General features: G+C 64.2%; 17 protein-coding genes. 10 read left to right on the top strand and 7 right to left on the bottom strand.

The window, feature by feature from the left end; translation table 11 throughout:
- The first annotated feature begins 108 nt into the window (after positions 1-108).
- From argC to yddG, 3 genes are all read left to right on the top strand, one after another.
- Positions 109-1,041, top strand: coding sequence for an N-acetyl-gamma-glutamyl-phosphate reductase (argC, locus tag DJFAAGMI_RS18070; protein WP_211458179.1), 933 nt, complete (start codon positions 109-111; stop codon positions 1,039-1,041).
- A 560-nt stretch (positions 1,042-1,601) separates the two neighbouring features.
- Complete coding sequence (gene cycA, locus DJFAAGMI_RS18065) at positions 1,602-3,014, top strand: D-serine/D-alanine/glycine transporter (protein WP_211458178.1); 1,413 nt, start codon at positions 1,602-1,604, stop codon at positions 3,012-3,014.
- A 137-nt stretch (positions 3,015-3,151) separates the two neighbouring features.
- Entirely contained in the window at positions 3,152-4,072 is a 921-nt protein-coding gene (gene yddG / locus DJFAAGMI_RS18060; RefSeq protein WP_211458177.1) for an aromatic amino acid DMT transporter YddG, read from the top strand.
- 25 nt (positions 4,073-4,097) lie between these two features.
- Here yddG and DJFAAGMI_RS18055 read toward each other — a convergent pair whose 3' ends face one another.
- The 3 genes from DJFAAGMI_RS18055 to recA all read right to left on the bottom strand — a co-directional run bounded on the left by DJFAAGMI_RS18055 (position 4,098) and on the right by recA (position 6,617).
- A complete protein-coding gene (locus DJFAAGMI_RS18055) occupies positions 4,098-4,832 on the bottom strand; it encodes a hypothetical protein (RefSeq protein WP_211458176.1) in 735 nt (244 codons plus the stop codon).
- 59 nt (positions 4,833-4,891) lie between these two features.
- Positions 4,892-5,362, bottom strand: coding sequence for a recombination regulator RecX (recX, locus tag DJFAAGMI_RS18050; RefSeq protein WP_043003304.1), 471 nt, complete (start codon positions 5,360-5,362; stop codon positions 4,892-4,894).
- Positions 5,363-5,507: 145 nt separating this feature from the next.
- Positions 5,508-6,617 (bottom strand): recombinase RecA, encoded by a 1,110-nt coding sequence (gene recA, locus DJFAAGMI_RS18045; protein WP_211458175.1) that lies wholly within the window; start codon positions 6,615-6,617, stop codon positions 5,508-5,510.
- Positions 6,618-6,755: 138 nt separating this feature from the next.
- Here recA and DJFAAGMI_RS18040 point away from each other — a divergent pair, with 138 nt between their 5' ends.
- From DJFAAGMI_RS18040 to DJFAAGMI_RS18025, 4 genes are all read left to right on the top strand, one after another.
- On the top strand, positions 6,756-7,247 hold the full coding sequence (locus DJFAAGMI_RS18040) for a MarR family winged helix-turn-helix transcriptional regulator (protein WP_043003302.1): 492 nt from the start codon (positions 6,756-6,758) through the stop codon (positions 7,245-7,247).
- A 109-nt stretch (positions 7,248-7,356) separates the two neighbouring features.
- The gene (locus DJFAAGMI_RS18035) at positions 7,357-8,034 is read left to right on the top strand and encodes a response regulator (protein ID WP_003064757.1); all 678 of its coding nucleotides are present in this window, start codon (positions 7,357-7,359) and stop codon (positions 8,032-8,034) included.
- A gap of 111 nt (positions 8,035-8,145) precedes the next feature.
- Positions 8,146-9,588, top strand: coding sequence for a sensor histidine kinase (locus DJFAAGMI_RS18030; protein ID WP_211458174.1), 1,443 nt, complete (start codon positions 8,146-8,148; stop codon positions 9,586-9,588).
- A 220-nt stretch (positions 9,589-9,808) separates the two neighbouring features.
- The gene (locus DJFAAGMI_RS18025; protein WP_003060043.1) at positions 9,809-10,786 is read left to right on the top strand and encodes a tripartite tricarboxylate transporter substrate-binding protein; all 978 of its coding nucleotides are present in this window, start codon (positions 9,809-9,811) and stop codon (positions 10,784-10,786) included.
- Between the two features lie 90 nt (positions 10,787-10,876).
- On the opposite strand, the gene DJFAAGMI_RS18020 is transcribed toward DJFAAGMI_RS18025, so the two are convergent.
- From DJFAAGMI_RS18020 to DJFAAGMI_RS18010, 3 genes are all read right to left on the bottom strand, one after another.
- The gene (locus DJFAAGMI_RS18020; RefSeq protein WP_211458173.1) at positions 10,877-11,656 is read right to left on the bottom strand and encodes an SPOR domain-containing protein; all 780 of its coding nucleotides are present in this window, start codon (positions 11,654-11,656) and stop codon (positions 10,877-10,879) included.
- 164 nt (positions 11,657-11,820) lie between these two features.
- The gene (locus DJFAAGMI_RS18015) at positions 11,821-12,654 is read right to left on the bottom strand and encodes a biotin--[acetyl-CoA-carboxylase] ligase (RefSeq protein WP_211458172.1); all 834 of its coding nucleotides are present in this window, start codon (positions 12,652-12,654) and stop codon (positions 11,821-11,823) included.
- 152 nt (positions 12,655-12,806) lie between these two features.
- Positions 12,807-13,313: an SET domain-containing protein gene (locus tag DJFAAGMI_RS18010; RefSeq protein WP_003060037.1), complete on the bottom strand. Its 507-nt coding sequence runs from the start codon at positions 13,311-13,313 to the stop codon at positions 12,807-12,809.
- Between the two features lie 117 nt (positions 13,314-13,430).
- Here DJFAAGMI_RS18010 and DJFAAGMI_RS18005 point away from each other — a divergent pair, with 117 nt between their 5' ends.
- Positions 13,431-16,355 (top strand): DNA topoisomerase III, encoded by a 2,925-nt coding sequence (locus DJFAAGMI_RS18005; protein ID WP_211458171.1) that lies wholly within the window; start codon positions 13,431-13,433, stop codon positions 16,353-16,355.
- A 64-nt stretch (positions 16,356-16,419) separates the two neighbouring features.
- On the opposite strand, the gene DJFAAGMI_RS18000 is transcribed toward DJFAAGMI_RS18005, so the two are convergent.
- Entirely contained in the window at positions 16,420-17,013 is a 594-nt protein-coding gene (locus tag DJFAAGMI_RS18000; RefSeq protein WP_211458405.1) for a TetR/AcrR family transcriptional regulator, read from the bottom strand.
- A gap of 169 nt (positions 17,014-17,182) precedes the next feature.
- On the opposite strand from DJFAAGMI_RS18000, the gene DJFAAGMI_RS17995 reads away from it, so the two are divergent.
- A complete protein-coding gene (locus DJFAAGMI_RS17995; protein ID WP_211458170.1) occupies positions 17,183-18,427 on the top strand; it encodes a branched-chain amino acid ABC transporter substrate-binding protein in 1,245 nt (414 codons plus the stop codon).
- Between the two features lie 85 nt (positions 18,428-18,512).
- Positions 18,513-20,162 (top strand): acyl-CoA dehydrogenase family protein, encoded by a 1,650-nt coding sequence (locus tag DJFAAGMI_RS17990; RefSeq protein WP_211458169.1) that lies wholly within the window; start codon positions 18,513-18,515, stop codon positions 20,160-20,162.
- Positions 20,163-20,167: the final 5 nt, after the last annotated feature.

Here is a 20,167-nt window from a genome sequence, read left to right as displayed (position 1 = left end):
CATTCCTGACGAGATTCAAGGACAATCACCGCTCGGAAAGCGGCAATGGTGCCGCAGGCAGCGGCATATAAACCAAGAAATGCGCGCGCCGGTGCAGGAGAAAATGCAATGGCAAAAGTCTTTATTGACGGAGAAGCAGGAACCACAGGTCTGCAGATCCGTGATCGTCTGGTCGATTTTGCAGGTGTGGAGCTGGTCAGCATCGACCCCGCACTGCGCAAGGACCCGGCCGCCAAACGCTCTCTGATTGCCGGCGTGGACCTGGTCATCCTCTGCCTGCACGACGACGCCGCCCGTGAAACAGCTGCCATGGTGGACTCCATCACCGCAGAGACCGGCCGCGCCATCAAGATCATCGACGCCTCCACCGCCCATCGCACGGCCGCAGGCTGGGTCTACGGCTTCCCCGAACTGCGCGCCGGCCAGCTCGACGCCGTGAAGAACGCCACCCGCGTCTCCAACCCCGGCTGCTATGCCACAGGTGCCATTGCCCTGCTGGCACCGCTGGTGGCTGCTGGCCTGATTCCCGCCGACTACCCCGTGAGCCTGCCCTCCGTGTCCGGCTACACCGGCGGCGGCCGCACCATGATCGAAGCCTACGAAGGCGGCAATGCCGCACCTTACGAGGCCTACGCACTGGGTCTGTCGCACAAGCACATTCCCGAAATCCTGCACTACACCGGCATGACCCGCCGCCCCGTGTTCATCCCCGCCGTGAGCAACTTTGCTCAGGGCATGCTGGTGCAGCTGCCGCTGCACCTCGATCTGCTGCCCGGTGCGCCCAAAGCCGCCGACCTGCACGACGCTCTGGCCAGCCATTACGCCAAGACCAACACCAGCGCCAACTGGGTCAGCGTGCTGCCGCCCACGGACGACAACAAGCTGGCCGCCGACGCCCTGGCCAATACCAACAAGCTGGAACTGCGCGTGTTTGCCAACGAGCAATATCGCCAGGCCGTGCTGATCGCACGTCTGGACAATCTGGGCAAGGGTGCCAGCGGCGCCGCCGTGCAGAACCTGCAGCTCATGCTGGGCCTGTAAGCGCGGGCTCGGTCGGCGCACCCACTTGCTACGGTTGCGATAGCTGCAGGCGCTTGCCCGACAGGCACCGGCGCCTGCATGCGCTCCACATCGGCTGATGCCCGCTCCGGCGGGCATATTTAATGCTGCCCGACACCGGCCCGGATTCCAGTACCCCGTATGCCATAGGCCGGCTTGGTTTATCCTTGCCGACCTAAGAGCGTGCTTACGATCTCCTCGCGCCGCGACAGAGGCTTTGCGGGATGGGATGCAAGGCGTGATACCGCAGCAATAGCCGCGCTATTGCGAGGATTCGCAACGTCGCAGACCGCCCGCAAAGCCGCTGTCCCGAAGGGTTGGAGCGCAATCGGGCGATTTCTGTGCGCTGACTCTTGCTTGCACCCCGGTGCAAGCAGCGAGCCATCGCTTCGAACTCATCCCGATTGCGCTCCAACGCGGCTGCGTAGAGATCGTAAACACGCTCTAAGATTTCAGGTTTCCTGCCAGCCATTGCGGTCCGGCGCCGCAGCGGCGGCGTTGCCGTTCGTGGCGACGGCAGCTTTTGCAAAGGTTTCCCTCAGATGACTCGCAAGCCATCAGACGCGCCGGGCCAGGATGGCCATGACCATCTGCAACGCAATCTCACCAACCGCCACATACAGCTGATCGCCATCGGCGGCGCCATCGGCACGGGCCTGTTCATGGGCTCTGGCAAGACCATCAGCCTTGCCGGGCCGTCCATCGTCTTCGTGTACATGGCCATCGGCATCATGCTGTTCTTCGTGATGCGGGCCATGGGCGAGCTGCTGCTGTCCAATCTTCAGTACCGCTCCTTCATCGATTTCTCTGCCGATCTGCTGGGCCCCTGGGCAGGCTTTTTCACGGGCTGGACCTACTGGTTCTGCTGGATCGTCACCGGCATCGCGGATGTGATTGCCATCACCGGCTACGCACAGTTCTGGTTCCCCGACATCCCGCAGTGGCTGCCCGCCATTGCCTGCGTGCTGCTGCTGCTGGGCCTGAACTTGCTGACGGTGAAGCTGTTCGGCGAGACCGAGTTCTGGTTCGCCATGATCAAGATCGTGGCCATCGTGACGCTGATCGGCGTGGGCCTGTGGATGGTGTTCTCGGGCTTTGTATCGCCTGCGGGCCGTCAGGCTGCGCTGGCCAATCTCTGGAATGACGGCGGCATGTTCCCCAACGGCCTGATGGGCTTTTTCGCGGGCTTCCAGATTGCGGTGTTCGCCTTTGTCGGCATCGAACTGGTGGGCACCACCGCCGCCGAGGCCAAGGATCCGGAGCGCACGCTGCCGCGCGCCATCAACTCGATTCCCGTGCGCATCATCGTCTTCTATGTGCTGGCGCTGGTGGCCATCATGACCGTCACGCCCTGGCGCGACGTGGTGCCGGGCAAGAGCCCCTTCGTGGAACTGTTCGTGCTGGCCGGCCTGCCCGCCGCAGCCGGCGTGATCAACTTCGTGGTGCTGACCTCGGCCGCCTCCTCGGCCAACAGCGGGGTGTTCTCCACCAGCCGCATGCTCTACGGTCTGTCGCTCAAGGGCGATGCGCCCAAGTCCTTCGGCACCCTGTCCTCGCGCAGCGTGCCTTCGCGCGGCCTCATGTTTTCGTGCATCTGCCTGCTGGCAGGCGCTTTCCTGATGTGGATGATTCCCGATCTGATGGAAGCCTTCACCCTGGTGACCACGGTATCGGCCATTCTGTTCATGTTTGTCTGGTCGCTGATTCTGCTGTCCTACATCGCCTACCGCCGCCAGCGTGCAGCGCTGCACCTGGCCTCCCGTTTCAGGATGCCCGGCGGCGTCCCCATGTGCGTGGCCTGCCTGGCCTTCTTCGCGGGTATTCTGGTGCTGCTCACGCTCAAGGACGATACGCGCCAGGCGCTGATCGTCACCCCGTTGTGGTTTGTGCTGCTGGGCGTGGCCTACCAGTTCGTGCGCAAGCGCGCCGCGGTCGGTGTGGTGGCAATTCAGTAAGCTCGGCGCACAATGCGCGGCATTCTTGTTTTGGATAGCAGCTGACGCTTTCCCAGCATGGAATTTCAGGTGTTTCGCCTGAAATTCCATATCTGACAGGCGCAGGTAGCTATTGTTTTGATAACCCGGCCTGTCCCATGTCCCACAATTCCAACCTGCAGCAGCGCGCCACCCTGATAGGCCTGCTGGCCGTGCTCTGCTGGAGCTGCACCGTGGGCCTGATGCGCGCCGTGGCCGAGCCGCTGGGTGCGGTCGGCGGCGCGGCCTGCCTCTATACCATGGCCGCGCTGTGCATTGCCGTGGCGCGCGGGCGCAAGGGCTGGCGTGAGCTGGCCCGCTGGCGCAGCATGCATCCGGCCTATCTCTGGGGCTGCGGCCTGCTGTTCGTGGTCTACGAGATCTGCCTGTCCGTGGCCGTGGGCCTGGCTCACGACCGCAACCAGGCCATGGAGATCGGGCTCATCAACTACCTCTGGCCCAGCCTCACCATCGTGCTGGCCGTGCTCTGCGGCCAGCAGACGACGCGCTGGTGGCTGTGGCCCGGGGTGCTGATCTGCCTGTGGGGCCTGGCGCGAGTGCTGGGCGGCGAAAGCTTCAGCCTGCCGGTCATGTGGAGCCATGTACATAGCAACCCGCTGGCCTATGGCATGGGTTTTGCCGCCGCCCTGCTCTGGCCGGCCTATTCGCTGCTGGCGCGCCGTCATGGTGCAGGCTTCAACGCCGTGGGCCTGTTCGTGACCTGGACGGCCTTGGCGCTGTGGCTCAAATGGCTGATGCTGGGCGACCCACAGCCCATGCAGTGGAGCTGGCTCACCGCCGGCCAGGTGGTTCTGGTCGGCGCACTCACGGCGCTGGGCTACAGCTGCTGGGAGCATGGCATCCAACATGGCAAGCTGGCCCTGCTGGCCGCGGCGTCCTACTTCACGCCCGTGCTCTCGGCGCTGATGGCCAGCGCCCTGCTGCAGGTGCTGCCGGGCTGGAGCTTCTGGCAGGGCGTGGCCCTGGTCACGCTGGGCTCGCTGATCTGCTGGTGGGCGACACGCAGCAGCCGGGACTAGGCCGGCACCACGCCCGCCCGGGCTCTCAGGCAGTCAGCCAGATGCCGAAGCCGAGCACGACGGCATGCCCGGCCAGCAAGATCCACAGCAGCGTCCAGGGCGGCTCGGTCAGGCCCTGCAGCATCTCCTGGATGCGGGCACCCAGAAAGGCGCGCAGCGCCGGATCGTCCTTGCCGCCTTCGCTGCCCCACTGGGCGCGCGAGTGGCCCCATTCCTCGAGCAGATCGGCCAGCGGCAGGCGATTGAGCACGCTGCGCACCACGAACTGCACGGCACGTCCGTTGCCGACCCAGGGCTGCAGATGCTCCATCGCCGCGCCCACGGTGAGCAGGTCGGCCGCCTTGTGCATGGCCTTGTGGGCGCTGGGCAGAGCCTCGATGCGCTGTGCCAGCATGGCCGCCAGGCGCTCGGCCAGGCCCTGACCGTAGCGCGCCACCAGCTTGCCTGCCGCGCGGGCGCGGCCCAGCTGCAGACCGACCATGAGGTAGGCGGGAATGATGAAGATCAGCACCACGGCCACCAGCAGCGGCGGCGACATCAGCAGGCTGATCACGGCGCCGTAGATGCCGGTATGGGCCGAGGCATGAATGCCCTGACCGGGATCGGCCATCAGGCGCGAAAAATAGAACACGGCCGCGCCGCAGCCCAGCACCAGGGCCAGCAAGGCACCGAGCATCAGGCCACCCAGCAGCGATTTGCCGGCACTCAGGCCCACGCGCAATGCGGATGGGGCGTCAGGGGGTTGCGAAGCAGTCAGCACGTGGGTCCCTCCGGTGTAAGAAGCGGTTCCTCGTCCAGCAGGAGGGAGCAGGCTGCAGCTCAGTCCTCGCTGTCGGGTGCTGCGCAGTATGGAGCATCGCGCAGCACGCGTGAAGCCACATCTGCCGAAAAGCCGCGCGACGCCAGAAAACGCAGTTGCCTGGCCTTTTCCTTGATGTCGACGGGAACGCTGCCAAAACGCTTGCACCACAGCTCGCGCGCACGCTGCAGCTCACTGCCGCGCAATTGCTCGCCCGCCTGGCGCACGGTCTCGTCATCCAGTCCCTTGCTGCGCAGGTCATGCACCAGACGCGCTGCACCATAACGGCTGGCCTTGCTGCGCATGACAGACTCGACCACGCGCTCCACACTGATGAAGCCACGCTGCTCCAGCTCGTCGAGAACGGCATTCAGATCATCACCCTCCTCCACATGTGCAGCGAGCTTGCGCTGCAGCTCCAGCCGCGAATGCTCGCGCTGCGCCAGCAGCTTCAGGGCGCGGCCCTTGAGTGAGAGCTTGGCAAAGCTCATGCTCGGATCTCTCCCATAAAAAATGCGCAGAGACCGCCTGCGCAAAGATGGCTAACTTTTGGCCCCGCCGCCCTGCAGCGGGAATTTCAGTCCCTGCCGATGCCAGGCATTCGACAAGGGAAAGCGACCTGGTCGTTCAGGAGGCTCAGGCCTCGATCACCCCGTCCTTGTCCACCTTGCCCTTGCCGCCCTTGGCAGGCTTGGCTTCGGCGGCGGAAGCCCCGTCCACAGGCAGCAGCTTGATGCCCAGGCTATCGCGCACCTTGTTTTCGATCTCGATGGCCAGCGCGGGGTTCTCGCGCAGGAACTCACGTGAGTTGTCGCGGCCCTGGCCGATTTTTTCGCCGTTGTAGGCATACCAGGCACCGCTTTTTTCCAGGATCTTGGCGTTCACGCCCATGTCCAGAATCTCGCCTTCGCGGCTGATGCCTTCGCCAAACAGGATGTCGAACTCGGCCGTCTTGAAGGGAGGCGAGACCTTGTTCTTCACGACCTTGACCTTGGTTTCGTTGCCGATGGCCTCATCGCCCTTCTTGATGGTGCCGGTGCGGCGGATATCCAGACGCACGGAGGCATAGAACTTCAGCGCATTGCCGCCGGTGGTGGTCTCGGGCGAACCGAACATCACGCCGATCTTCATGCGGATCTGGTTGATGAAGATGACCATGCAGTTGGTCTTCTTGATGGTGGCCGTCAGCTTGCGCAGGGCCTGGCTCATCAGGCGGGCCTGCAGGCCGGGCAGGGCATCGCCCATCTCGCCTTCGATTTCGGCCTTGGGCGTCAGTGCGGCCACCGAGTCGATGACGATCAGGTCCACGGCACCCGAGCGCACCAGGCTGTCGCAGATCTCCAGGGCCTGTTCGCCGGTGTCGGGCTGGCTGATCAGCACGTCGCTGAGGTTCACACCCAGCTTCTGGGCATAGCTGGTGTCCAGCGCATGTTCGGCGTCGATGAAGGCGCAGGTGCCGCCCTGCTTTTGCATCTCGGCAATGACCTGCAGCGTCAGCGTGGTCTTGCCCGAGGATTCTGGACCGTAGATTTCAATCACGCGGCCACGCGGCAGACCGCCCACGCCCAGTGCGATATCCAGGCCCAGGGAGCCGGTGGAGACGACCTGGATGTCTTCAATGGCTTCACCTTCGCCGAGCTTCATGATGGTGCCCTTGCCGAACTGCTTTTCGATCTGGGCCAGGGCGGCTGCCAGGGCTTTGGCTTTTTCGCTGTTGGCGTCGTTGGTCTTGGCGATGGCGTTCATATCAGGCTCCGAAGTAGGTGAATGATTGTCTGTGGCCAGCCCTGTCTTTACATTCAGGCTGGATGCTTGAACAGTAGTTTATGAGCTTGTATCGGCTGTGTGTTCGAATATTTAGTCAGTTTGCCTTACTATTTGCCCATGTCCGAAATTGCACCTGTCACTCCCGCCGAAGATGCCTGGCGCCAGACCCATCTGGGCCGCCTGCTCGGCCATGCCATGCGCCGCTTCGATGCACGCGTGCTGCAGCTCATGGCACGCGATGTGGAGGTGCCGCTGGCCCTGTCCAACCTGGCGGCGCGCGACAAGGTGGGGGCAGCCCATATCCACATCACGCGCCATCTGTCCCTGGCCGGCGACCGGCTCACCGATCTGGCCGACAAGGCCGGCATGAGCAAACAGGCCATGGCCGACCTGGTGACGCAATGCGAGGCCTGGGGCCTGGTCACGCGCGCGATCGACCCCCACGATGCGCGCGCCAAGCGCGTGCGCTTCACCGATGCGGGTCTGGTCTGGCTGCGGGCTTTTCACGACGCCGTGAGCCAGGCCGAGGCCGAGTTCCGCGAGGCCGTGGGCGAGGATGTGGCCACCGTGGTAGCGCTGGGCCTGGAAGCCTATGCCGAAGGCTACTGAGGCCTGACGCCTGCGAGCGCCTGTCGACAATTGCGCCGGACGGCGATGACCCGTCCCTACAATGGCAGCAAAAGTGCAAACAGGCACACATAACAAGCAGGAGACTCCCATGCGCATACTGATTGCCGAAGACGACCAGGTGCTGGCAGACGGCCTGCTGCGCACACTGCGCAGCTCGGGCGCCGTCGTCAGCCATGTGGCCAACGGCAGCGAGGCCGATACCGCCTTGCTGACCAGCAGCGAATTCGATTTGCTGATTCTCGATCTGGGCCTGCCCAAGGTGCATGGCCTGGAAGTGCTCAAGCGCCTGCGCGGGCGCGGCGACGCGCTGCCGGTGCTGATTCTCACGGCCGCCGACTCCATCGAGGAGCGGGTGCAAGGCCTGGACTACGGTGCCGACGATTACATGGCCAAGCCGTTTGCGCTGTCCGAACTGGAAGCGCGCGTACGCGCCCTCACGCGTCGCGGCATGGGCGGCGCCAGCTCCACCATCAAGCACGGCCCGCTGGTCTATGACCAGACCGGCCGGGTCGCCACCATCGACGGCAAGATGGTCGAGCTGTCGGCGCGCGAGCTGGGTCTGCTCGAGGTGCTGCTGCAGCGCGCAGGCCGTCTGGTCAGCAAGGACCAGCTGGTGGAGCGCCTGTGCGAATGGGGCGAGGAGGTGAGCAACAATGCCATCGAGGTCTATATCCACCGGCTGCGCAAGAAGATCGAGAAAGGGCCGATCCGCATCGCCACCGTGCGTGGCCTAGGCTACTGCCTGGAAAAGATAGCCCCCCCCTGAGCGGCTGCGCCTAGGCGGCCCCGCCGCTTCCCCCCGAGGGGGACGATGGCCTTTGCTGCGGGGCGGCCCTTGCTGGCCATCCCTGAGTTGGAATACGCCAGTTTTACAAGCATGAAAATTTTTCAGCGTGAGCAGCGATCCCTCTTTGGCGAGATCCTCGACTGGATGCTCACGCCGCTGCTGCTGCTCTGGCCCGTGAGCCTGGCGCTGACCTGGCTGGTAGCCCAGGGCCTGGCCAACAAGCCCTTCGATCGCGCGCTGGAGTACAACGCCCAGGCCCTGGCCCAGCTGGTCATCGTGCAGCGCGGCAAGGTGCAGTTCAATCTGCCGCAGTCCGCCAGCGAGATCCTGCGCGCCGATGAGTCGGACACGGTGTTCTTCCAGGTCCGCGGCACCAGGGGCGAATATCTGGCCGGCGAACGCGATCTGCCGCGCCCGCCCACCACCGATGAAGACCCGCCCGCGGGCACGGTGCTGCTGCGCGACGAGGAATACAAGGGCATAGACCTGCGCGTGGCCTATATCTGGGTGCGCATGCCGCTGCCCGGCGAGCCCAGCGCCCTGGTGCAGGTTGCCGAAACGCGCGAAAAGCGCAGCGTGCTTGCCACGGAAATCATCAAGGGCGTGATGCTGCCGCAGTTCGTCATCCTGCCGCTGGCCGCGCTGCTGGTGTGGCTGGCGCTGGCGCGCGGCATCAAGCCGCTGCACCGGCTGGAGGAGCGCATCCGCGCGCGTAAGCCCGAGGATCTCTCGCCCATCAACCACAAGGATGTGCCGCTGGAAGTGGTGCCGCTGGTCGACTCGGTCAACGATCTGCTGCAGCGTCTGCATGACTCCATCGCCACGCAAAAGCGCTTCCTGGCCGACGCCGCCCACCAGCTCAAGACCCCTCTGGCAGGGCTGCGCATGCAGGCCGACCTGGCCCAGCGCGAGGGCACGAATACCGAGGATCTGAAGCGCTCGCTGGCGCAGATCGGCCGCTCCAGCATGCGCGCCACGCATACCGTCAACCAGTTGCTGGCGCTGGCGCGGGCCGAGAGCGCCGTACCCGCCATGCAGGGCTGCAACCTCGTGCGCCTCGTCACCGAGGTGGTGCAGGACTGCCTGCCGCGCGCCATGGACAAGCACATCGACCTGGGCTACGAGGGCGCCGGCGCCAGCACGCCCGGCGTCTGGCTCAACGGCAATGCCACGCTGCTGACCGAGCTGGTGCGCAATCTGGTGGACAACGCAATCAACTACACGCCCTCGACCAGCGCCCAGCCAGGCATGGTCACCGTGCGCGTGCAGGCCGATCATTTCGGCCAGATCCTGCTGCTGCAGGTCGAGGACTCCGGCCCCGGCGTGCCGCTGGCCGAGCGCGAGCTGATCTTCCAGCCCTTTTACCGCGCACTGGGCTCCGAAGCCGACGGCTCCGGCCTGGGTCTGCCCATCGTCATGGAAATCGCACGCCAGCATGGCGCGCAAGTGCTGCTGCAGGACGCCAGGCCTGGCCATGTGCCGCCGGGAGCGCTGTTTACCGTGCGCTTCAAGGCCATGCCGGGACAGCAGTGAGATCGTTCCACAAGCGCACCAACTTGGTGCCCTTGCGGCCTGAAAAACCGCGCCAGACTTGGCTTTGCGCCCCTTTGCCCCGATTCGCATAACGGAAACTGCGTATCTGACAACCTCTCGCTTACCCTAGAATCAATTCGATCATGGGTTGTCTGAGGAGTCGCTTTTTGTGCCACCGCAAGACAGCAATTTGGAATCAACGGATCCAGGGAGCTTTTTGATGCAACGTCGTCAATTCATCTACACCGCCGCTGCTGCCGCAGCCGCTTCTTCCTTCTCCGGCATGAGCATGGCGCAGGACACCTCGCGTCCTCTGCGCATCGTCGTGCCCTTCCCTGCAGGCGGCCCCACCGACATGGTGCCCCGCAACATGCAGGACGTGCTGATCAAGCTGCTGGGCGGCCAGGCCGTGGTGATTGAAAACAAGGCCGGAGCCGGCGGCTCCATCGGCATGGCCGAAGTGGCCCGCGCCACCGACGGCGTGACCTTCGGTATCGCCACGCTGTCCACCCATGGCGTGAACCCCGCCGTGTTCAAGAAGCTGCCCTACGACGCGACCAACGACTTCGTGGGCGTGACCGAGATCGTCAAGGCTCCCGGCGTGCTGGTGATCAACCCCAAGCTGATCCCCGTGAAGACTTTTGCCGAGTTCGTGGCCTACCTCAAGGCCAACCCCGGCAAGGTGTCCTTTGCCACTCCCGGCAACGGCACCATCGGTCACATGTGGGGCGCCCAGTTCCTCAAGAGCACGGGCACCGAAATGCACCACATCCCCTACCGCGGCTCGGCTCCGGCCATCAACGACGTGCTGGGCAACCAGGTGCCGGTCTACTTCGACCAAGTGAACTCTTCGCTGCCCCATATCAAGTCCGGCAAGGTGCGCGCGCTGGCCGTGTCCTGGCACGAGCGCCTGGACGTGCTGCCCGATGTGCAGACCTATGCTCAGGCCGGTCACCCCGACCTGAACGAGCCTTCCTGGTTCGGCCTGGTGGCCCCCAAGAACACGCCTGCCGCCCAAGTGGAACGCGTGCAAAAGGCCATCGTTGCCGCGCTGAAGGACCCCGCCGTCAAGCAGCGCATGGCTGCTCAAGGCCTGTATCCCTCGGGCACATCGAGCGCTGACTTCACCAAGCAGATCTCCAGCGAAGTGGCCAAGATGAAGAAGCTGGCTGCTGCGGCCAATATTCATCTGGACTAAAAATAGGAGCTAGTTGCGCTTGTCGTAACTGGTTTTCCAATACAAAAGGCCTGCAAATGCAGGCCTTTCTTGCGATAGAAGCTATAAAAATTACTTGGCGCAGGCTTGCAATGCCTTGGGCACCAGGTTCTTGCCGGCCAGCGCGGCCACTTCGCTGCGGAAGGTGGGTGTGGCCTTGGGCAGGCGCAGCGCATAGGTCGTCACATCGGGGCGCTCCTGCACCACGCGTGCGGTACGCACGCCCTGGCGCGCAAACGTGGCCAGCTGGCGCTGCGCAGCTTCTTCGGTAGAGAAGCGGCCCAGAGACAGGCCCGGCTCCAGATTGCCACCCGCCCGGTCAAAGTCGATATTCATCAGGCGCAGTTCGCCGCGCTTGCGGTCCAGGAATTCGGTATCGGGGAACTTGCCCATATAGACCATCCAGCGCCCGCCCTGGTGGTTGGCCACCAGCTCCCAGTCGCTCTTGGACTTGCCCGCCAGCGCACGGCGAATGCTGTCGGCCTGCGCCTCCTCGATGCCGCTGGCCTGATAGCAGGTCTCGGGCTCCTTGACCGCTGTTTTGGCGTCCTTGGCAGGCTTGGCGTCCTCGGCCTTGGCCTCGGGCTTGCTGTCCGCCTGCGCATCGGGCCTGGATGCGGGCTCGCCGTCATCCACAGCGGGTGCCTCGGACGGCTCGGTCTTTGCAGGTTCGGGAGCCGGCGCGGCTTCAGGCTGCTGCAATACCAGCGCATCGGGCTTGATCTGCTCCTGCAGGCGCTGCGGCTCGGACTGCAGCTCCGGCGCCAGCCCCATGCCGGCCAGATAGCCGTGGCTCCACAGGTAGTAGCCGGCGTTGCCCAGCACCAGGAGCAGAAAAACGATTCTCAGCATAGGTTTCTCACATCAGTTATCCATGGGCTGCAGCCGCTCGCGGGCAGCCGAGCAAGGGCCTGGGCGGCCCCGCCGCCCCGCAGCGAGGGCTGCGTCCTTCTCCCCTGGCGCGCAGCGCGTAGAGAGAGGAGGAAGGCGCAAAGCGCCTAAGGAGGTGCTTCATTTCAATCCTGCAACGGGCTGCTGGCCGGACGCACACTGATTTCCGAGCTGGTCACGGCCTGTAGCCCCGCAGCGGTGCGCACCAGAAAGCCGCCATCGGCCGCTACACCCTGGGCCATGCCGCTCGTGCCGTCGCTCAGATTCACTTCGCGCCCGGCCAACAGATCGCGCTGGGCAAAGCGCTGCATCAGCGGCGCAAAACCGTGTCGGGCAAAGCTCTGCACTTCGGCCACCAGATTGGGCAAGATGCAGGCCAGGGCCGTGGGCGCGTCCAGCGCGGCATCGAGCTCCTGCAGGCAGGCCGGGGCCGTGCGCATGCCGTCACCGGGGCGGGGACGGACATTGATGCCGATGCCGATCACCACGTAGCGCGGCGCCGTCATATCGTGCTGCTGCGTGCCGACGAAACTCGCGGTCTCGATCAGAATGCCAGCCAGCTTGCAGTCGCCTTCCAGCCACAGATCGTTGGGCCATTTGATGCCGATGCGCGGCGTGGCGCTGCCGGCAGCCGGCAGATGGGGCTGCAGGCTCTCGGCCACGCTCACGCCCACCGCCAGCGACAGCCCCGACCAGTCGCGCGGCGCCAGCGGCAGACCCAGCGAGAACATCAGCGAATCCCCGACGCCGCTGACCCAGTTTCGCCCCAGCCGGCCACGACCCTGCGTCTGCTGCTCGGCAATCAGCAGCACCGGCTCCGTCAGCCCGTCGCGCGCGCGGCGCATGAGTTCGGTGTTGCTCGAGCCGATGGTCGGCAGCACCTCGACCGTGAAGCCCGGCAACTGCGGTGCAATCGCTTCCCACAAGGCTTCGGCATTCCAGTGAATCGGCTGAGTCATTTTCTTTATCCAAAATTTCTATGCAGCGAGCACGCCTTGAACAAGCATGTTCCAACTCAGAGACGCCGAGCAAGAGCCGCCTCGCGGCGATGGCGTCGTCCCTCTCCCGCATTGCGAAGCAACGCGAGAGAGGGGGAAAGCGGCAAAGCCGCTCAGGGGGTGCCGTGAGGCATCGGAGGCTTCCAGCCCCGCTTCGGCGCCAGCATAGTGCCCCGGCAGTTCGCCGCGCCGCAGTAGCAGGCATATTCGGCCTTGAGCTTGGCCGTATAGCGCTCCTCCACCATCAGGCCATAGTCGTAGTTCAGTTCCTCGCCTGCTGCAATATTGCGCAGTGCGATGATGTAGATGCGGCCGTCGATCTCGTCGGTGTAGCAGTTGGGATCGCAGCTGTGATTGATCCAGCGCGAGGAGTTGCCCTTGTGCGTGGCGTCGATCACACGCTCATCATCGACCTGAAAATAAAAAGTGTGATTGGGCTGGCTGGGATCATGCGGATGACGATCCTGCGCCTCCTGCCAGTCGATCACCTCACCCACGTACTCAATAAGGGTTTCGCCTTGCGCAATATCCTGCGCGGCGAAAACGCCTTTGCCGTGCACGCCGGAGCGCCGGGTCTGGATACGGCGGCCTGTGGAAGAGGCCAGTGATGTGCGGGGCATGTTTTCTCTGATACTTTGAATATGCACACATGTGCGCATGCGCGCGCGTGAGAAGCGAATTGTATGAGCCTGAGTTTCGATTCGGGTTCAGGTGGTTAATGACGACGAGAACACACAATGACTAAAACCCTGGTGATTGCAGAAAAGCCTTCTGTCGCACAGGACATCGTCCGTGCGCTGACCCCGGTGGCAGGCAAGTTTGAAAAACACGATGACTATTTCGAATCCGACAGCTATGTGGTGACCAGTGCGGTCGGCCACCTGGTGGAAATTCAGGCGCCCGAAGAATTCGACGTCAAGCGCGGCAAATGGAGTTTCGCCAACCTGCCGGTGATTCCCCCGCGCTTCGACCTCAAGCCCGTGGACAAGACCAAGACCCGCCTGAACGCCGTGGTCAAGCAGGCCAAGCGCAAGGATGTGACCGAACTCATCAACGCCTGTGACGCGGGCCGCGAGGGTGAGCTGATCTTCCGCCTGATCGAGCAGTACGCGGGCGGTGCCAAGGGCGGTCTGGGCAAGCCGGTCAAGCGACTGTGGCTGCAATCCATGACGCCGCAGGCGATTCGTGACGGCTTCAACAATCTGCGCAGCGATGCCCAGATGCAAGGCCTGGCCAGCGCCGCGCGCAGCCGCTCCGAAGCCGACTGGCTGGTGGGCATCAACGGCACGCGTGCCATGACGGCCTTCAACTCGCGCGACGGCGGCTTCTTCCTGACCACCGTGGGTCGTGTGCAGACGCCCACCCTGTCCCTGGTGGTGGAACGCGAGGAAAAGATCCGCCAGTTCGTCAGCCGCGACTACTGGGAAGTGCACGGCACTTTCGACGCCCAGGCCGGCCAGTACCTGGGCAAGTGGTTCAACCCGCAGTGGAAGAAATCGGACGATGCCGAGGCCAAGGCCGACCGCCTGTGGAACAAGGCCGAGGCCGAAGCGATTGCCGCCGCCGTACAGGGCAAGCCGGCCACCGTCACCGAGGAAAGCAAGCCCACCACGCAGGCCTCGCCCCTGCTGTTCGACCTGACCAGCCTGCAGCGCGAGGCCAACGGCAAGTTCGGCTTCTCGGCCAAGACCACGCTGGCACTGGCGCAAAGCCTGTACGAACGCCACAAGGCCCTGACCTACCCGCGTACCGACTCGCGCGCCCTGCCCGAGGACTATCTGCCCGTGGCGCGCCAGACCTTCGACATGCTGGCCACCAGCGGCATGCGCCATCTGGCGCCCTTTGCCCAGCAGGCCATCAACGACAACTACATCCGCCCCACCAAGCGCGTGTTCGACAACAGCAAGGTGTCGGATCACTTTGCCATCATCCCGACCACCCAGGCCCCTTCGGGCCTGTCGGAAGCCGAACAGAAGCTGTACGACCTGGTCGTGCGCCGCTTCATGGCCGTGTTCTTCCCCAGCGCCGAATACCAGGTCACCACGCGCATCAGCAAGGTCGAGCAGCACAGCTTCAAGACCGAGGGCAAGGTGCTGGTCAGGCCGGGCTGGCTGGCCATCTACGGCAAGGAAGCCGCCAACGAGGTGGAGGATGCCAAGGAAGGCGACAAGGGCCAGCCCCTGGTTGCCGTGAAGCCCGGCGAGCAGCCGCGCACCCACCACGCCGATGTCAAGGGCCTCAAGACCAAGCCGCCGGCACGCTACTCCGAAGCCACGCTGCTGGGTGCCATGGAAAGCGCCGGCAAGCAGATCGACGACGACGAGCTGCGCGAAGCCATGCAGGAAAAAGGCCTGGGCACGCCAGCCACGCGCGCGGCCATCATCGAAGGCCTGCTGACGGAAAAGTACATGCTGCGCGAAGGCCGCGAGCTGATCCCCACGGCCAAGGCCTTCCAGCTGATGACGCTGCTGCGCGGTCTGGAAGTCGAGGAACTGTGCCGCGCCGACCTGACCGGCGAATGGGAATTCAAGCTGTCGCAGATGGAAAAAGGCCAGCTCTCGCGCGAAGCCTTCATGCAGCAGATCCAGGCCATGACCGAGAAGCTGGTCAAGAAGGCCAAGGAATACGACCGCGACACCATTCCCGGTGACTACGCGACGCTTTCCACGCCCTGCCCCAACTGCGGCGGCGTGGTCAAGGAAAACTACCGCCGCTACGCCTGCACGGGCGCCAATGGTGCCAGCGAAGGCTGCGGCTTCTCGTTCACCAAGTCCCCTGCCGGCCGCACCTTCGAGACGGCCGAGGCCGAGCAGCTGCTGCGCGAGCGCCGTATCGGCCCGCTGGAGGGCTTCCGCTCCAAGGCCGGCTGGCCGTTTGTGGCCGAAGTCGCCATCGTGCGTGACGAGGAAAACAGCAACTTCAAGCTGGAATTCGACTTCGGCGACGACAAGGACTCCGAGGACACGGGCGAGATCGTGGACTTTGCCCACCAGCAAAGCCTGGGCCCCTGCCCCAAGTGCGGCTCGCCCGTCTTCGAGCATGGCGCCAACTATGTCTGCTCCAAGGCCGTGCCCACACTGGCCCAGACCACGCCCAGCTGCGACTTCAAGAGCGGCCAGATCATTCTGCAGCAGCCCATCGAACGCGAGCAGATGACCAAGCTGCTGCAGACCGGCAAGACCGATCTGCTGGAGAAGTTCGTCTCCAACCGCACGCGCCGCAACTTCAAGGCCTTCCTGGTCTGGGATGGCGCTGCGGGCAAGGTGAACTTCGAGTTCGAGCAGCGCGAAGGCAAATACCCGGCGCGCAAGACGGCTGGCGCAGCGGCCGCCAAGACCACGACGGCTGCAGCCAAGAAGACAGGCACGGCGGCCAAGAAGACCGCCGCCAAGACGGCGACCAAGACCGCTGCGGTGAAGAAGCCCCGCACCGTGAGCGCCACACTCAAGCCCAGCGCCGATCTGGCCGCCGTGATCGGCAACGAACCCACCTCGCGCCCCGACGTGATCAAGAAGCTCTGGGACTACATCAAGGCCAACGGCCTGCAGGATGCCAAGGACAAGCGCGCCATCAACGCCGACGCCAAGCTCAAGCCGGTGTTCGGCAAGGAGCAGATCAGCATGTTCGAGTTGGCTGGCATTGTGGGCAAGCATGTGAGCTGATAGCCAGCCCTGCCGCCCCGGCACACAGAGACCGCCACGGCTTGCCGCTGGCGGTCTTTTCATTTCAGGAAGCGCAGCGCAGGGCGTTCAGATACGCAGATATGGCCGTGTTGGCGCGCTGGCGCAGCAAGTCCGGATCCGGCGGGACATCGGTGGCCAGATAGCTGTGGTTGAACAGGCCATACAGAATGCACTGGCTCACCCGTGCTGCATCGCGCACCGGGTAGTCCGGGGGCAGATCGGCGGCCTGCTCTATGGCTGCTGCCCAGGCGTCCACAAAGCGCTCGAACATCTTCCGGTAGGCCTCGGAAGTGGAGTAGTGGCGCTCCAGCAGGTAGTGGGCACCCCATTCATCTGCCCGCTCGCGGTGCGCCTGCAGCTGTGACTCCACCACCGCCTCGGCAATCTGCGTCAGCGGCTGGCCTGCATGGCTGCTGGTCACGCCGCGAATGCCCAGCAGCAGTGATTTGGAGCGCAGATGCAGGCAAACCCTGGCCAGGTCTTCCTTGCCCGAGAAGTACTCGTAGAAGCTGCCCAGCCCGGTGCCTGCCACCAGGGCGATCTCGCGCATGGTGATTTCCGCGTAGCTGCGCTCAAGCAAAAGCCGAACAAAGGCGTCCTGCAAGGCCTGAAACGTATGCCGTGCACGTGACTGCAGAGGGCGGCGACGCCCTGCTGTCGCGGCGGAAGGGGTGCGTGATTTCATGCTGGCCAAATCCGAACACCTTTTTTGCGCGGGTTCCTAGAATTTTTGACAGGTACTTCGATGCCATTGTGCATTGCGGCCTGGTGAATAAAAAAATTCTGATGAGAGAACGGAGACAAGCATGCACCCTCGTATTTCCTTCCCCTTGGCAGCAATGGCGCTGGCCTGCGCCTCGCTCGCTCACGCGCAACCAGCCACGGTCGTGAAGATTGCCTCGCTGGATGCCATGAGCGGCCCCATGGCGGGGCTGGGCCTGAACGTGCTCAAGAGCTTTCAGTACAGCGCCAAGCTTGCCAACGAGCAAGGCTGGGCCGGTGCCACCAGGTTCGAGATCGTGCCCTTCGACAACCGCCTTTCCGCGCAGGAGGCGCTGAGCCAGCTCAACTCCATCATCGGACAGAACATCCGCTATGTGGTGCAGGGCGCCAGCTCCTCGGCCGTGGGCCTGGCACTGCAGGAGGCCATCGAAAAGCACAACAGCCGCAACCCCGGCAAGGAAATCATCTATCTGAACTATGCGGCCCAGGCGCCGCAGATGACCAATGCCAAGTGCAGCTACTGGCATTTCCGCACCGATGCGAACTCGGACATGAAGGTGGCCGCGCTGACCTCCTACCTGGCCGGGCAAAAGCAGGTGAAGCAGGTCTTTCTGCTCAACCCCAACTATGCCTACGGCCAGGAAGTCTCGCGTGCCGCACGCAGCATGCTGGCGGCCAAGCGCCCCGACCTGAAGATCGTGGGCGATGACTTTCACCCTCTCGGGCAGGTCAAGGATTACTCGCCCTATATCGCCAAGATCAAGCAATCCGGAGCCGATGCCGTCATCACTGCGGACTTCGGTGCCGATCTGGCGCTGATCGTGCGGGCTGCGCGCGAAGCGGGTCTGAACACGGACTTCTACACCCTCAACGGCAACAACTTCGGCGTGCCCAGCGCCATGGGTGCAGCAGGACAGGGCCGGGTCAAGCTGATCTCAGCCTTCAGCCCCAACTCCCAGCCTCTGGCCGGCGATTCGCTGCTGCCGGGCTTCAAGCGCCAGTTCAACGAGGACTTCATCAACGGCCTGGGCCACAACGCCATGCTGATGCTGGCCCAGGCCATGCGCGAAGCCAAGTCCGTGGAACCTGCCGCCGTGGCGGCCAGGATGTCGGGCATGCGCTTCGAAGGCCTCAACGGCCCCGTGGAAATGCGCAAAAGCGATCACCAGGCCCAGCAACCCATCCATGTGCTGAGCTGGGAAAAAGTGGACGGCAAGACCGTGGTGCATGACCAGGAAGGAACGGGCCTGGGATGGAAGCCCGTAAGCACGGTTTCCGCACAGGCATCCAGCCTGGACACCAGCTGCAATATGAAGCGCCCCTCCTGAACCGCCTGCCTGGCGCCTCCTAGAAATCACAACGCCCTGCGCCTTTTCGCCGACAGGGCCACCCACCTCCAAAGGAAGAGACATCATGACTGGCATTCATCCTCACAACCAGGTTCCGGAGCTCAAGGACTACAACGTCTATGCCAGCGACCCGGTGCTGCAGCGTGCGGTAAGGCGCGCAGGCGCACAGTGGCGCGATCCGGAGCTGCAACGCCAGGGTGCGGAATATGGCGCCGAAGCCACGCTGCGCGCTGCGGAAGACGCCAACCACTTCGAGCCAGAGTTGCACACGCACTCCCCTACAGGCGACCGTATCGACCAGGTGCGCTTTCACCCCGCATGGCATCAGATGATGACGATTGCACGGCGCAACGGCATCTCCAACCTGCCTTTCACCGACCAGCGGCAGACGGCCTGGCCAGCCTATGGCGCATCGCTGTTCATGCACAGCCAGGTCGAGTCCGGATCGACCTGCCCGACCACCATGACCAAGGCCAGCATTCCGCTGGTGCGCATCAACCCGCAACTCAATGCGGTGCTGGGGCCGCTGCTGGAATCCACCGATTACGACGCGCGCGACATTCCCGCCGAGGGCAAGCGTTCCATCACCGTGGGCATGGGCATGACGGAGCGCCAGGGCGGCAGCGATGTGCGCAGCAACACCACGCGTGCCGTGGCCTTGAACCCATCGGGCAGCAGCGGCCCCTGGGGCGAGGAATACCTGATCACCGGCCACAAATGGTTCTTCTCGGCCCCCATGTGCGACGGGCATCTGGTGCTGGCCAAGACCGAGGAGCGCGGTCCCACCTGCTTTTTCGTGCCACGCTGGCGGCCCGACGGCAGCAAGAACGCCATTCACATCCAGCGCCTCAAGGACAAGGTGGGCAACCGCTCCAACAGCAGCAGCGAAGTGGAGTTCGACAACGCCTGGGGCGTGCTCATAGGCCAGGAAGGCCGGGGCATCTCCACCATCATCGAAATGGCTACCTACACCCGTCTGGACTGCGCGCTGTCCAGTGCCGGCTTTATGCGCCAGGCCCTGGTGCAGGCCCTGCACTACACCCGCAACCGCCATGCCTTCGGCCTGCCGCTGGCCGAGCAGCCGGTGATGACCGGCCTGCTGGCCGATATGGCACTGGAATCCGAAGCCGCTACCTGGCTGGCCATGGATCTGGCCGCACGCTTTGGCTCCGAAGACCCGCTGGATCAGGCTTGGCGCCGCATCGTCACGCCGGCCGCCAAGTTCTGGAACTGCAAGCGCGCCGTGGGCTATACCGGCGAAGCCATGGAAGTCTTCGGAGGCAACGGCTATGTGGAGACCGGCCCCATGGGGCGCTTGTTCCGCGAAGCCCCCGTCAACTCCATCTGGGAAGGTTCGGGCAACGTCATGTGCCTGGATGTGCTGCGCGCGATTGCCCGCAACCCCGACGACGCCCATCTGCTGCTGGACCATCTGCAGCAAGTGGGTGCAGAGGAAGCCGTGCTGCGCACACAGGTGGACAAGCTGCGCCAGGCCATCATGCTGCCGCCTCAGGATCTGGAGCGCGAAGCACGCCGCTTCACCCAGCGCCTGGCCCTCACGGTGCAGGCCACGCTGATGCTCCAGCATGCGGGCAACGACAGTGCTGCGGCCTTCCTCGGCAGCCGCTTCGACCCGGACTGGGGCCCGGTAGCCGGTGTTGCCTGCGGCAGCAGCGACCCTGCCGCTTTGCTGCGTAATGCCTGGACTGGCTGAGGAGG

The sequence above is a fragment of the Comamonas brasiliensis genome, assembly GCF_018292285.1.
Lineage (GTDB): Bacteria > Pseudomonadota > Gammaproteobacteria > Burkholderiales > Burkholderiaceae_C > Comamonas > Comamonas brasiliensis.
The sequence above is the reverse complement of the archived record's forward strand: the minus strand, read 5'-3'. Positions and strand labels throughout refer to the sequence as shown.

Excerpts from the sequence above, each read along its gene's own strand:
- cycA (WP_211458178.1), top strand. The coding sequence starts at position 1,602 with ATGACTCGCAAGCCATCAGACGCGCCGGGCCAGGATGGCCATGACCAT.
- DJFAAGMI_RS18020 (WP_211458173.1), bottom strand. The coding sequence starts at position 11,656 with ATGCTGAGAATCGTTTTTCTGCTCCTGGTGCTGGGCAACGCCGGCTAC.
- DJFAAGMI_RS17995 (WP_211458170.1), top strand. The coding sequence starts at position 17,183 with ATGCACCCTCGTATTTCCTTCCCCTTGGCAGCAATGGCGCTGGCCTGC.
- DJFAAGMI_RS17990 (WP_211458169.1), top strand. The coding sequence starts at position 18,513 with ATGACTGGCATTCATCCTCACAACCAGGTTCCGGAGCTCAAGGACTAC.
- DJFAAGMI_RS18030 (WP_211458174.1), top strand. The coding sequence starts at position 8,146 with ATGAAAATTTTTCAGCGTGAGCAGCGATCCCTCTTTGGCGAGATCCTC.
- yddG (WP_211458177.1), top strand. The coding sequence starts at position 3,152 with ATGTCCCACAATTCCAACCTGCAGCAGCGCGCCACCCTGATAGGCCTG.
- DJFAAGMI_RS18040 (WP_043003302.1), top strand. The coding sequence starts at position 6,756 with ATGTCCGAAATTGCACCTGTCACTCCCGCCGAAGATGCCTGGCGCCAG.
- DJFAAGMI_RS18025 (WP_003060043.1), top strand. The coding sequence starts at position 9,809 with ATGCAACGTCGTCAATTCATCTACACCGCCGCTGCTGCCGCAGCCGCT.
- argC (WP_211458179.1), top strand. The coding sequence starts at position 109 with ATGGCAAAAGTCTTTATTGACGGAGAAGCAGGAACCACAGGTCTGCAG.
- DJFAAGMI_RS18005 (WP_211458171.1), top strand. The coding sequence starts at position 13,431 with ATGACTAAAACCCTGGTGATTGCAGAAAAGCCTTCTGTCGCACAGGAC.
- DJFAAGMI_RS18010 (WP_003060037.1), bottom strand. The coding sequence starts at position 13,313 with ATGCCCCGCACATCACTGGCCTCTTCCACAGGCCGCCGTATCCAGACC.
- recX (WP_043003304.1), bottom strand. The coding sequence starts at position 5,362 with ATGAGCTTTGCCAAGCTCTCACTCAAGGGCCGCGCCCTGAAGCTGCTG.
- DJFAAGMI_RS18035 (WP_003064757.1), top strand. The coding sequence starts at position 7,357 with ATGCGCATACTGATTGCCGAAGACGACCAGGTGCTGGCAGACGGCCTG.
- DJFAAGMI_RS18015 (WP_211458172.1), bottom strand. The coding sequence starts at position 12,654 with ATGACTCAGCCGATTCACTGGAATGCCGAAGCCTTGTGGGAAGCGATT.
- recA (WP_211458175.1), bottom strand. The coding sequence starts at position 6,617 with ATGAACGCCATCGCCAAGACCAACGACGCCAACAGCGAAAAAGCCAAA.